This window comes from Frankia sp. R43, from assembly GCF_001306465.1.
Taxonomy (GTDB): Bacteria; Actinomycetota; Actinomycetes; order Frankiales; family Frankiaceae; genus Parafrankia; species Parafrankia irregularis.
Map to the genome: position 1 here is coordinate 337157 of NZ_LFCW01000002.1, position 12769 is coordinate 349925.

Annotated in this window: 8 protein-coding genes, 1 tRNA gene and 1 pseudogene; 9 read left to right on the forward strand and 1 reads right to left on the reverse strand. The window is 70.4% G+C overall.

Annotated elements, in window-relative coordinates:
• Nucleotides 1-1664 precede the first annotated feature (1664 nt).
• On the forward strand, nt 1665-2051 hold the full coding sequence (locus tag ACG83_RS44025) for a hypothetical protein (protein ID WP_054565706.1): 387 nt from the start codon (nt 1665-1667) through the stop codon (nt 2049-2051).
• 23 nt (nt 2052-2074) lie between these two features.
• Nucleotides 2075-3352: pseudogene (locus tag ACG83_RS46555) on the forward strand (recombinase family protein); the annotation flags it as partial.
• 620 nt (nt 3353-3972) lie between these two features.
• On the opposite strand, the gene ACG83_RS08990 reads toward ACG83_RS46555, so the two are convergent.
• A tRNA-Leu gene (locus tag ACG83_RS08990) sits at nt 3973-4045 on the reverse strand.
• A gap of 199 nt (nt 4046-4244) precedes the next feature.
• On the opposite strand from ACG83_RS08990, the gene ACG83_RS08995 reads away from it, so the two are divergent.
• The 7 genes from ACG83_RS08995 (at nt 4245) to ACG83_RS09025 (ending at nt 12652) form a co-directional block, all read left to right on the forward strand.
• Nucleotides 4245-4844, forward strand: coding sequence for an ANTAR domain-containing response regulator (locus tag ACG83_RS08995; protein ID WP_006541716.1), 600 nt, complete (start codon nt 4245-4247; stop codon nt 4842-4844).
• Entirely contained in the window at nt 4841-6739 is a 1899-nt protein-coding gene (locus ACG83_RS09000; protein WP_054565709.1) for a branched-chain amino acid ABC transporter substrate-binding protein, read from the forward strand. Before ACG83_RS08995 ends, ACG83_RS09000 begins: the two co-directional genes overlap by 4 nt.
• Before the next feature lie 210 nt (nt 6740-6949).
• On the forward strand, nt 6950-8098 hold the full coding sequence (locus tag ACG83_RS09005) for a branched-chain amino acid ABC transporter substrate-binding protein (protein ID WP_226932040.1): 1149 nt from the start codon (nt 6950-6952) through the stop codon (nt 8096-8098).
• A gap of 84 nt (nt 8099-8182) precedes the next feature.
• A complete protein-coding gene (locus ACG83_RS09010; protein ID WP_054566517.1) occupies nt 8183-9115 on the forward strand; it encodes a branched-chain amino acid ABC transporter permease in 933 nt (310 codons plus the stop codon).
• A complete protein-coding gene (locus ACG83_RS09015; protein WP_054565710.1) occupies nt 9112-10560 on the forward strand; it encodes a branched-chain amino acid ABC transporter permease in 1449 nt (482 codons plus the stop codon). Before ACG83_RS09010 ends, ACG83_RS09015 begins: the two co-directional genes overlap by 4 nt.
• A gap of 35 nt (nt 10561-10595) precedes the next feature.
• Nucleotides 10596-11567, forward strand: coding sequence for an ABC transporter ATP-binding protein (locus ACG83_RS09020; protein ID WP_054566518.1), 972 nt, complete (start codon nt 10596-10598; stop codon nt 11565-11567).
• Nucleotides 11564-12652: an ABC transporter ATP-binding protein gene (locus ACG83_RS09025; protein ID WP_054565711.1), complete on the forward strand. Its 1089-nt coding sequence runs from the start codon at nt 11564-11566 to the stop codon at nt 12650-12652. Before ACG83_RS09020 ends, ACG83_RS09025 begins: the two co-directional genes overlap by 4 nt.
• Nucleotides 12653-12769: the final 117 nt, after the last annotated feature.

Sequence of the window (12769 nt, forward strand, 5' to 3'; positions counted from 1 at the left end):
TTTGGGTAAGGCCGCTGGTTGATGCGGCGGCTGGGTAACCCGCTCGTCGAACAGGCCGCCGTCCGGCCGGCGCGGCGCTGCGCTCGGCGCTGGGTCCTGATCGGTCCGAGGCGTCGGGAGCTGTCTTGTCGGCGCGAGGCGTTTCCATTGCTGGGAAAGGGAAGCCATGTCTGCTGGGCACGCCTCCGGCAGTTCGGATGCCTGGTTTTCGCTGCCAGCGATCAATAGTCCAACCGAACTATTGATCGCTGGCATGTCGCGGCTGGTGTTATTGCGGTGAGCGAGAAGTCATTTTCCAGGATTTTTGGGAAGGTGCCGGCCGGGCCTGCCGCGCGGGCCGCTGGCACTATGCCAGCGGCTGCTGTGCACCGCCGACAAACTTCACAGCGTTGCAGGTCAGAGGACTGCTGGGCAGGTTGGAGTGTGCCGCTGCTGGCGGCCCGCCGCCGGGCGGACGAGCTTGCCTGGATGGGTCCGCTGTGCCGTTGCTGGCTGCCAGTGATCTTTGTTGGGCGTGGCGCGGAAGATCGTGCTGGCTTTTCGCTGGGCTCGATGTGGTTCGCTTAGGCCCTCCGAATCTCCGTGGCATCCGGAAAGGGACCCGCGCTATGTCCGATGAGAAGTTCTCCCTGTATCTACGCGAGCGGTTGGCACCTGGTTTGGCGCTCACGCTGTGCTGGAGATCGCCTGTGGCTGCTACACGGTGATCACCGTCGTCGTCCCAGCGTCCCTGGCCCTGGGCTGACCCAAAACGTTGGCCGTCGCGCGGATCTCGCGCCAGCGTGGTGGACCTGTCCGCCTAGCGGCCTACCTACTGCCCACGCGCGATGCGCGGTGATCGTCGCAGGCCCCTCGGCCGTCGCCGCGCGGGCCGCGGCTGGGCGGCGACGGCGAGCCGCGCAGGCGATCTTCGGACCGGGCTGGTCACCACGTCTGACGATCATCGCACCATCGGACTAGTTCATGCGCACTATTTTTCACCGTGAATGCACGTCACGGCATATTTCGATCTTTCAACCTAGTCCCCCGGTGGGCGGGCCCCATTTTTACTATCCGTGCCACGGAAATGACGCCTCCATGCGCTCCATTGCCCCTGCGGGCCTCGCGGTCGATTGAACAACGCTCGAACAACTCTGAAGATCGACTGACAAAAATAGGGCCAAAAACTGGATTCCTCTATAGCGGCGTTCCGTGCCGCGCGGAAGGAGGACCGCCTCGTGACCGACCCGGCCCACGTTCACTCGGACCGTCCCGACTCTCCCCACCCGTCGCCCCCGATGCGCCCGACATCGCCTGCGGCACCGCAGCCAGACGGCCCGCGCCCCGTCCCCTCGCCCTCAGGGTCGGCCCGGATGCCGGCCGATCCGTCGCCTGCAGGAAAGGACCTGGGAGGTGAGTCCGGGTCCGGACCCGGCCCCTTTCCCGGTCAGTTCTCCGACTCCGTCGTAGACGGGAATCCGGACTCGGCCGGAGCGGTGCTGTGCCCGCGATCCATTCCCGGATCGGAGTATTTTCCGTGCTTGTTGGGTTCCCTTCCGGCCCGTCCGGGTGTTACCTTTGTTGTCAATGAGCCGGATACTGCCCCGTGCCCTGCTGGGAGCGGCTGCCCGATCCTGGCCTCCTCTGCCTCTGACTCGTCCTTTCCTGCGACGTCTGGAGGCTCTGTGACGGCTGCCGGCACCCCCGCTCCCCTCGACAACCCGGACACCGACGGCGGCGAGCCGCCAATCGGCCAGCGCGACACTGGCCACCCTGGCCAGATCGGACAGGCCTCCGCCGTGGACGGCGCCCCGGCGGCAGACGATCCCCACGGGTCAATGGGGGAGAGGACGGAAGCGGAGGACGCGGGAGTCGTCGCGCTGCGACCCCCTTCGGAAGGCGGGCGGGGACGGCCGGGCCGGCGGTGGGTGTTTCACGGCGAGGTCGAGACGATCAGCGGCCCGGGGGCCGCCCGGCTCCGGGCGGAGTTCGTGGGCGCGATCCGGGACCTGCTGCTTTGGGACGCTGGCGAGGCCACCGGCAACAGTGGATCAGATGAGGAGGCGGCATGAACGATCCTGGCCGACCGTCCCGGATGGCCGGACGGGACCGTTCGGGACCCGGGCCGGCGAGCCGGGCGGCGGATCCGGCGAACCCGGCGCTGCGCGGGTTGTCGGATCTGGCAGTGTCGCCGTTCGCGTTGCCGCTGGCGGGGTTGGATCGGGAGATCCGGGTCGCGTTCGCCGGGCGGACCTCGACCGAGGAGCAGCAGGACCCCCGCCAGTCGTTGATCCGCCAGCTGGACCGGGCGAAGTCCGCCCTGCCGGAGTCGTGGGTGATCGTCGCGCACTTCTACGACGTGGAGTCGGGCCGCAAGGAACTCGATCAGCGCGGCCACGGGGCCGACGTGTCCCGGTTCGACATCCCGATTCCCCGCGACGGTGGCATCGACGACCTGCTGGCCGAGGCGGATCATCCGAACTGCCGGTTCGATGCGGTGATCTGCGAGTCGATGTCGCGGATCGCCCGGCGGATGTACGAGAACCTCGCGATCGAACGCCGGCTCGAACAGGCCGGCGTGGCGCTGCTGGCGTGGAACGAACCGATCAAGGTTGACGGGCCGCGGGCCTCCGCGATCCTGCAACGGCGGATCAACCAGTCGGTCGCCGAGTACGAGGTCTGGAACACCCTCGAAAGCAGCTGGGGTGGGTTGTGTACCCATGTCCGCGACGGCTGGAACATCGGCAAACCGCCCTACGGCTACCGGCCGAAGAACTACCGGCACCCGAACTCAATAAAGGCCGACCGGGGGGCGACCAAGACCCGCCTCGAACCCGACGGGGCACGCGGGGAGACGGTCACGCAGATCGCGCACTGGCGCTACTACCGCGGGCTTGGCTATGGCGAGATCGCCGAGCAGCTCAACGCAGACCTGGAGCGCTACCCCCCACCCGAGCCGCCCGGTGGGGCCCGCCGGGCACGAGGGGCATGGTCGAAGTCCACGGTGGCCGATCTGCTGCGTAACCCGAAATACACCGGCTATCAGGTGTTCAACCGGCGGGCGACCCGGTCCCGACATGGGGCGGTCAACGGGCCGGAGAAGTGGGTGTGGTCATCCGAACCCGTCCACGAACCCTTGATCCCGAAGTGGATGTACGACGAGTTCAACGCCAACCGGCAGACCCGACGAGGCTCCCGCGAGCACAACGAACTCAACCGCCACCCCGCGACCAAACGGACCTACGTGTTCCGGGGCATGATCCACTGCACCTGCGGGCGGCGGATGTTCGGAACCGTCCGCGATCCCAGCGCACCTGTCTGGTACAAGTGCTGGCCCCGAGCGAACAACCGGGGCCGTGACGACAAGTTCGCCGGACACCCCAAGAGCGTCCGTATCCGCGAAGACGTCCTTGAAGCCGCGATCGCCGACTTCTACGCCGAACGCGTCTTCGGGCGCGACAGGATCGCCCTCCTGAGCGCCGAACTCGCGACCTACGACGACCGAGCCGAGCGGGAACGAGCAGCCGAGCGAGGCCGGCTCCAGAAGAAGATCGACGAACTTGATCGCAGGCAGGGCAACCTGCTCCGCCAGGCGCAGGACGGCGACCCCGACGACCCGTTCACCCAGGGACTGCGCAGTAGCTACAACCAGCTCGACGCAGAGCGTAAGACCGCCCTCGGGAAGATCAAGGATCTCGAAGCGGCGGACGAAACCGAGCCCGACCGGCCAGGCCAAGACAGCCTCGCACTCCTCGACGCCCTCCCGGAGCTGCACCTCAAGCTCCGCCAGGCGCCGGAAGCGTTGCAGCGACGCCTCTACGAAAGTACTCAGCTCACCGTCCACCTCGACCACGAAAGGCAGGAGGTGCACATGATGATCAAGATTCCGGTGGCAGACCTCGACAAGGTCGCCCATCTGGCGGGAGTGACGGCCGCCGCCCCCGGGCCGCACCCGGCAGCCACTGGGCATCCACGGCGCGTAGATGCTGTACGTACCCCGGGTGGGATTCGAACCCACACTGTCGGTGGTTTGAGCACCGTCTCTCTGCCGTTGGAGTACCGGGGCCGGCACGGAGGTCTCCGACGCGGGATGCGTAGCGGAACCTCTCGTGGACGACTCTAGCCGGGTAGGGTGCGATTCGACCGCCCGACCCGGTCAGATTACGGGCGGGAGGGGTCGGGGCCCGCGTTCGCCGCCTGTTCGTGGTGATCGTGGCCGGACAACTGCAGAGCCAGATCACCGTAGAACCCAGGAGTTCGACTCGATGAGCCAGCCTTCCTCGACGCCGCGTCGGGTCTTGATCGCTGAGGACGAAGCGTTGATCCGGCTGGATCTCCGGGAGATGCTCCAGGAGGAGGGCTACGAGGTCGTCGGCGAGGCCGGCGACGGTGAGACGGCGGTTGCCCTGGCCGGCAAGCTGCGCCCTGACCTGGTGATCCTGGACGTCAAGATGCCGAAGATGGACGGTATCGACGCCGGTGCGAAGATCGCCAAGGATCGGATCGCCCCGGTGGTGATCCTCACCGCGTTCAGCCAGCGGGAGCTGGTCGAGCGGGCCCGCGAGGCGGGTGCCATGGCGTATGTGGTGAAGCCGTTCCAGAAGAAGGACCTGCTGCCGACCATCGAGATGGCGATGAGCCGGTTCACCGAGATCGTCAGCCTGGAGGCCGAGGTCGAGGACCTGCAGGGCCGCCTGGAGGCTCGCAAGATCATCGAGCGGGCGAAGGGTGTGCTGCAGACCGAGCACTCGATGACGGAGCCGGATGCGTTCCGTTGGATCCAGCGGACGTCGATGAACCAGCGCCGGACGATGCGGGCCGTCGCGGAGGCGGTTCTGTCGGGTGAGGCGCTGCCGGGCTCGTGACCCGGGACGACCCCGAGGATGTGGCCGCCAGCCCGGGCAGTCCCCGGGCGCCGCGGCACGGCGAGGACCCGGCATCTGAAGACCTTCAGGTGCCGGGCGACGTCCGGAAACCTGACGACGTCCAGGCGCCGGATGAGAATCAGGCGTCGGACGAGTTGCAGGCGCCGGATGACGTCCAGTCGTCGGGGGAGCGGGGTGCTCCGCCGGTCGGGCGTGCCCGGCTGATCGCCGGTGCCGTCATGGCGGCGGCTCGCGCGGTTCGGCGCTGGGTTGGCCGCTCGGCGCGGACCGGCCGTGGCCGGGTGCTGCTCGCGGCGGTCACGGCGGTGGCGCTGGCCATCCCGAGTGTGATCGGGTTTCTGCTGGTGTCGGCGGCCGATGACGGCGGCGGGGTCCCGGAGCGGGTCGCGTCGATCGGGGTGATGGCGCCGCTGTCCGGGGCGTCGGCGGATGCCGGGAGCAGTGTGCGCAACGCCGTCACGCTGGCGGTGGAGGAGGCCAACCGGGACGGTACCGTTCCCGGCTGGAAGCTGGAGGTCGTCGCGCACGACGATCTGTCCCGGCCTGATGGTGGCGCGGCCGGCGCCGACCTTTTTGCCGACAACGAGCGGATGATCGGTGTCGTCGGCCCGCTGAGCTCCAGTGTGGCGATGGTGTCGCTGGACAGGCTGGGCGAGGCCGGCCTGCCGGTGATCTCGCCGTCGAACGCGGAGCCGACGCTGACCGAGCGCCCGGAGGCTCCGGACGACCGCCCGTACCCGACCTATTTTCGGCTGAGCGGCACGGATGAGCAGCTCTCCGCCGTCGCGGCCGACTACGCGGTCCACACGCTGGGCCGGTCCAGGATCAGTGTGGTCGACGGCAGCCCCGACTACGGCATGATCACCCTTGCGGAGCGGTTCGCCCGGGACGCGCGTGAGGCGGGGGCGACGGTGCCGGCGGTGCACCGGGTGGAGGGCGGTTCGACCGACGACGACGAGATCGAGAAGACGGCGCGGGCCATCCGGGATGAGGCTCCGGACCTGGTGTACCTGGCCACGGGGGCCGCGTTCGCGGGGGAGCTGCGGCAGGCCTTCGCCGACGAGGGTGTGTCGGTGCAGGTGCTGGGCGCCGACGGGTTGCTCAGCCACGACTACGTCGAGCGCGCGCAGTCGCTCGCTGACGGTGATGTGATCACCGATCTTTCGGTTCCGGCGTCACAGCTGCCGTCCGCCGGTGCCTTCGTGGCGGCCTACACGAAGCGGTTCGGCGCGCCCGAGGGGCTGGACAATCTGCTGCCCGACGGCAGCAGCGCCGGATCTGCGTCGGAATCCGGTTCGACCGGCCAGAGCGGCCAGAACAGCCCGAGCAGCGAGAACAGCCCGAGCGGCGAGAACAGCCCGAGCGGCGAGAACAGCCCGAGCGGCGAGAACAGATCGAGCGGCGAGAACAGCCAGAGCGGGCTGTCCGGCGGGTCGGAGACGGCGACGCCCCAGGGCAGGGTCCAGCCGAGTGCCGACACCCGTTCCAACCAGCGGCGCGGTGACGGCGCCGCCGGTGCGGCGGCGGATTCGTCAGGTTCCTCGGATCTGTCCGAGCAGGAGCGTGCGGTACAGCGTTCGCGGGACGCGGAGCTCGCGGTGCTGCGCGCGGACGCGATCCCGCCGGTGGCGGCGTACGCCTACGACGCCGCCCGCGCGCTGATCCGGGCCGCGGCGGCGGTGCTGCCGGGGCGCACGGAGGTGACCAAGGCCGCCCGGGCGGCCGTCGTCGACGCGGTCGGGGCCGGTGAGTACGCCGGTGTCACCGGTCGGATCGCCTTCGACGCGCGGGGTGACCTGCGTAGTCCGCGGGTGGCCCTCTACTCGGTCCTGGCGGAGAGGTTCGTCCCGTTGCAGGTTGAAGCTGGTGATTGACGGTCCGAGGTCGGACGTCTGGTGGGGCAGGTGGGTAACACGTGAAGTCGCGACACGCTCACTTTGAGCTTTCGCGACTGAGGGTGAGCGACTAGTTTCCGCTCCGCGGAGCGCACCCGCGCGCCGTTGGAAGCAGCGGAAGGACGTTGCATGACGGCCACCCCACGGCCTCTTCGAACCAGACCCGCACGGACGGTGGCGCTGCGTCCGATGGCCGCCCTGGTCGCGGGTTTCGCCCTGGTCGGCGCGGCGCTGACCGCCTGCGGCGGCGACTCGGACGACGGCGGCAAGAAGGAATACCTGATCGGGTTCCAGGGCCCGCTGTCCGGCGACAGCCAGCAGCTCGGCATCAACGCCTACAACGGCGTCCTGACCGCCGTCGAGCAGCTGAACCAGGACAAGAGCCTTCCCTTCACGCTGCGCATCGTGGCCTCCGACGACCAGGGCCTGCCCGAGCAGGGTCCGACCGCCGCCCAGAAACTGATCGACAATCCCAAGCTGATGGCGGTCGTCGGCCCGGTGTTCTCCGGCCCGACGAAGTCCAGCGAGCCGCTCTACAGCCAGGCCGGACTGCTGTCGGTGAGCCCGTCGGCGACGAACCCGGCCCTCACCGATCTCGGTTTCACCAGCTTCTACCGGGTGATCGCCCCGGACACGGTGCAGGGTGCCGCCGCGGCCGAGTTCCTGGCCAAGGTCGTCAAGGCCAAGCGGGTCTACTCCCTCGACGACCGCAGCGAGTACGGGACGGGCCTGTCCGGCGCCATCGAGCGTGGCCTGGAGCAGGCCGACGTCCCGTTCACCCACGACGGGATCAACCCGACGAAGGACTACACCTCGCAGGCCACGAAGATCATGGCCGACGGTGCGGACGCCGTCTACTACTCGGGGTACTACCCGGAGTACGCGCTGCTGACGAAGGCGCTGCGCGGCAAGGGATACGACGGCGCGATCCTCAGCGGTGACGGGTCGAACGACGACCAGTTCATCCGCCAGGCCGGGACGGCGAACGCCGAGGGCGCACTCATCACCTGCCCGTGCTCGGACGCGAACACCGACCCGTCCGCCGCCGCCTTCGTCGCCGAGTACAAGAAGGTCAACAGCGGTCTGAAGCCGGGGACCTACTCGGGTGAGGCCTACGACGCCACCAACGCGATCGCTTCCGTGCTGCGCAAGCTCGGCACCGACGCGAACCGTGAGTCGGTCCGGACGGCGTTCGGGTCGGTGGACATGCCCGGCGTCACGAAGCGGATCAAGTTCGAGCGCAACGGTGACGTCCAGGGCTCGACCGTGTACGTCTACCAGGTGAAGGACGGCCAGCGGACGGTGCTCGGGCCGGTCAGCTCGCTCATCAAGCCGTGATCCTTCCCGATGCCAGCCCAGGTCCAGACCCGGCTCCGGGTCTGGACCTGGGCTTCGGCCCGGTTCCGGGCTCCAGGGGGCCTCGTGGGCTCGGCTGAGCAGATCAGCCAGCTGGCCGTCGACGGGCTGATGGTCGGCGCGCTCTACGCGGTGATCGCCCTCGGCTACACGCTGGTGTACGGAGTCCTCCAGCTCATCAACTTCGCGCACAGCGAGGTCTTCATGCTCGGGGCGTTCGGCGGGCTGTTCGCGTGCCGGGCGCTGGTGCCCGGTGACGGTGCGACCCCGGCCGGCCTGGCCGCCGCCGGGCTCGTCCTCGTCGGGCTCGTGGCGGGTGCGGCCGCCGGTGGCGCGGCCGCGTACACCCTGGAGCGGTGCGCGTACCGCCCGCTGCGCCGGCGCGGAGCCCCGCGGCTGGCCTACCTGATCAGCGCGATCGGGGCGTCCCTGTTCGCGTTCAACCTGGCGGGCAAGGAGTTCGGGCGGCAGAGCGTGCCCGTCCCCGACCTGTTCGCCAACCGCACGGTGGTGACCGTCCTCGGGGCGGAGATCTCGACCCAGTCGCTGGTCATCGCCGCGACGGCGCTGCTGATGCTGCTCGCGGTCGACCACCTGGTGGCCGGCACCCGCCTCGGGCTGTCCATCCGCGCCGTGGCCCAGGACGCCGAATGCGCCGGACTGATGGGCGTGGACGTCCAACGGGTCATCGTCGTGACGTTCGTGCTCGGCGGCCTGCTCGCGGGTGCCGGCGGCTTCCTCTACGCGATGACCTTCAACGCCTCGTACACGATGGGGTTCGTCCCCGGCATCAAGGCGTTCACCGCGGCGGTGCTCGGCGGCATCGGGAACGTGCGCGGCGCGGTGCTCGGCGGGCTGCTGCTCGGCCTGGTCGAGAGCTTCGGCGGGTACCTGTTCGACGCCTCCTACAAGAACGTCATCGCGTTCACCGTGCTCGTCGGCGTGCTCCTGGTACGGCCGTCCGGCCTGCTCGGGACCCGCCTGGGCCGGCCCGCGTGAGCGGTCGGCTGCGCAGCCTGCGGACCGCCGGCCTGCTCGCCGCGCTGGCGGCGGTGATGACGGGGCCGACGGGTGACGCGGACCATCCACTCGCCGGGATCCGCGGGTCCCTCGCGTTCCCGCGGGTGCTGTTCTTCGCCGCCGCGGCGCTGGTGCTGTGGGCGGCACTGCTGGGCCGCGACCGGCTGCGCGCCCAGACCCGCACGCTGCATGCGACGGCCCTCGGCCGGCTGGCGGGTCTCACCGGTGCCACTGCCGGTGTCGGTGCCGACGGTGCCGACGCCGACGGTGCCGACGGTGGCGGTGGCGGTGGTGCTGGCGCCGCCGCCCGGTCCGGCGCGACCTGGCTGTCCGGGCGGCGCGGGGCGGTGCTCGGCCACGCCGCGTTGCTCGCGGTGGCCCTGGCGGTTCCGCCGGTGCTGCCGACCGCCGCGCAGCAGGCCCTGGTGAGCGAGATCGGCATCTACGCGCTGCTGGCGCTGGGCCTCAACGTCGTCGTCGGCTACGCCGGGCTGCTCGACCTCGGCTACATCGCGTTCTTCGCGATCGGTGCCTACACGACCGCCTACCTGACCTCGGCCGACGCGATGCCCTGGCATGCGCCCTGGCAGCTCAACCCGTTCTTCGTGCTGCCCATCGCCCTGCTGGTGGCGGCGGTCGCCGGGGTCGTCCTCGGCGGCCCGACGCTGCGCCTGCGCGGGGACTACCTGGCCATCGTGACCCTGGGGTTCGGGGAGATCGTCCAGTTGCTGGCGAACAACGCCGACGGTGTCACCGGCGGGCCCCGGGGCGTCTTCGGCCTGCCGCCGCTGTCGGTGGATCTGCCCGGGGTCCGCTACTCCTGGGGCCTGGACCCGCTGCCGTACTACTACCTGCTGGTCGCCCTGATCGTGCTGGTGATGGTGGTGTTCGGGCGTTGGGAACGCTCGCGGACGGGACGGGCCTGGACGGCGATCCGCCAGGACGAGGTCGCCGCCGAGGCGACCGGCGTGGCGACCATGCGGATGAAGCTGCTGGCGTTCGCGGTGGGAGCGTCCGTGTCGGGCTTCGCCGGGGTGGTGGTCGCGACCAAGCAGTTCTTCAACCCGCAGTCCTTCGGCCTGCAGGCCTCGCTGCTCGTGCTCACCATCGTGATCTTCGGTGGGATGGGCTCCCGGCTCGGGGTGGTGCTCGGCGCGCTGGTCCTGCAGGGAACCGCCTTCCTGCTGCGGGACACGGTGCCGCCGGCCGACCGCTTCATCTACTTCGGCGCCGTGGTGGTGCTGATGATGATCTTCCGGCCGGAGGGGCTGCTCCCACCGCGTGCGCATCGGCCCCGCGGCTCCGGGCTGTCGCGCGAGGAGCCCGTCGAGTCCGCCAGGTCCGTCGATTCCGTCGATTCCGCCGGGGCCGCCGGGACGTCCCGTGGCGCGGCCGACCAGACGTCGCCGGAGGTGGTCTCTTGAGCGGCGCGACGGTTCCGCGGCCACTTCCGGCGCCGATCTCGCGGGCGATTCCGCAGCCGCGGCCGTCGGCGGCCGACCCGATCCTCGACGTGCGGGACGTCACCCTGCGCTTCGGTGGGCTGACCAGCCTCGACGGGGTCTCCCTGCGGCACGGCCGGGGAAGCGTCCTCGCTGTCATCGGCCCGAACGGGGCCGGCAAGACATCCCTGTTCAACTGCCTCACCGGTGCCTACCGGCCGCAGCAGGGCAGCGCACGGTTCTGGCCGACGGCCCCGACGGCCCCGACGGCCCCGACGGCCCCGGCAAGCCCCGCAACTCAGGCGGGCGCTTCGGCCCTGGTGGGTGTGGGGGAACGCGGCGTCGAGCTCGTCGGCCGGTCCCCGCACCGGGTCGCGCGGCTCGGCATCGCGCGGACGTTCCAGAACATCCGGCTCTTCCCCGAGATGTCGGCGGTCGAGAACGTGCAGGTCGGTGTGGAGGTCAGGGCCCGCGCGGGCGCGCTGCGCGGGCTGGTGCCGACCAGGGCCGTGCGGCGGGAGGAACGCGAGATCCTCGAGCGCAGCCATCTCCTGCTGGACTTCGTCGGGCTTCGGCACCGGGTGCGGTGGCCGGCCGGCAGCCTGGCCTACGGGGAGCAGCGGCGGCTGGAGATCGCGCGGGCGCTGGGCACGAGCCCGGCCCTGCTCCTGCTGGACGAGCCGGCCGCCGGCGCCACCGCGTCGGAGCGGCGCGACCTGGTGGCGCTGATTCGGGCCATCGTCGACCAGGGTGTCTCCGTGTTGCTCATCGAGCATGACATCCGACTGGTGGCCGCGGTGGCCCGCTCGATCGTCGTGCTCAACTTCGGCCGGGTGATCGCCACCGGGTCGCCGGAGCAGATCAGGTCCGACCCCGCAGTGATCGAGGCCTACCTCGGCGACCCCGACGACCGGGCCGACGACCGGGCCGGAGACCGGGCCGCCGGCCAGGCCGGCGATGGGACCGACGGCAGTGAGGGCCGACGATGACCGCCGCGACGACTCCGGCCAGGACCACCGACGGCCTCCATGACGTCCCGCTGCTCGACGTGCGGGACGTCGAGGTCGCCTACGGGGCGGTCACCGCCGTTCGCGGGATCTCGCTGCGGGTCCGCTCCGGCGAGGTGGTGGCCCTGCTGGGCGCGAACGGCGCCGGGAAGACCACGACCCTGCGGATGATCTCCGGGCTGCTGGCACCTGTGCGCGGATCGGTCTGGTTCGACGGCGCGCCGCTCGCCGGCGGACCTCAATCCAGCCCCAGCCCCAGCCTCGGCCCCAACGCTGGCCCCGGCCTCAGCCCCGGCCCCAGCCGCAACCCCGGGCGCGGCCCCGGCCTTCACCGCAGACCTCGCCGCGGGCCTCGTGGCAGCGGTCGCCCCGGCTCCGCCGAGCCGGTCCCGGGGCGTGACTCGGGGGAGAACCTGCCGGTGCATCGGGTCGCGGCGCTCGGTATCAGCCACGTCCCGGAGGGCCGGCGGATCTTTCCGGCCATGTCGGTCGCCGAGAACCTGACGCTGGGGAGCTTCCTCGACGCCCGCCGCTCGCGCGAGAGCACGCGCCGTGAGCTGGAGCGGGTGCACACGCTGTTTCCCCGGCTCGCGGAACGGTCCAGGCAGCCGGCGGGAACCCTCTCCGGTGGGGAGCAGCAGATGCTGGCGATCGGCCGTGCGCTGATGGCGCGCCCTCGCCTCATCCTGCTGGACGAGCCGTCGCTCGGCTTGGCCCCGAAGCTGGTCGCGACGATCTTCGCGGTGATCAGGGAGATCAACGCGGACGGTGTGACCGTTCTGCTGGTGGAGCAGAACGCGGCGGCCGCGCTTCGGATAGCCCATCGGGGCTATGTCCTCGACACCGGGAGCGTGGTGCTGGAGGGCACCGCCGCGGATCTCGCGCGTGATCCCCGGGTGCGTGACGCCTACCTGGGCGGCAGCCACGAGGCGGAGCAGGCCGCGCCGGAGTGGACGGTGTCGGAGGAGGTGCCGGAAGAAGAGGAGGTGCCGAAAGATGAAGTGGGGAAGAGACTTGCGGCGGAGACTGGTGCGGTGGAACTGGATGTGGAGGAGTCAGCCGGCTGACTCTGGCGGATGCCCGGGAAGGACTTTGGTGCCGTCCGAACCTTCCCCGTGCCCGGCGTTTTCTACTCGGCCGCCCCGGGCTCCCACCTGGGACGAAAGTAGCAGCACGGCCGGGCG

What these genes read in the sequence shown, in the direction of transcription:
- ACG83_RS09025 (WP_054565711.1), top strand. Translation starts at nt 11,564, where the DNA reads ATGACCGCCGCGACGACTCCGGCCAGGACCACCGACGGCCTCCATGAC.
- ACG83_RS08995 (WP_006541716.1), top strand. Translation starts at nt 4,245, where the DNA reads ATGAGCCAGCCTTCCTCGACGCCGCGTCGGGTCTTGATCGCTGAGGAC.
- ACG83_RS09005 (WP_226932040.1), top strand. Translation starts at nt 6,950, where the DNA reads ATGGCCGCCCTGGTCGCGGGTTTCGCCCTGGTCGGCGCGGCGCTGACC.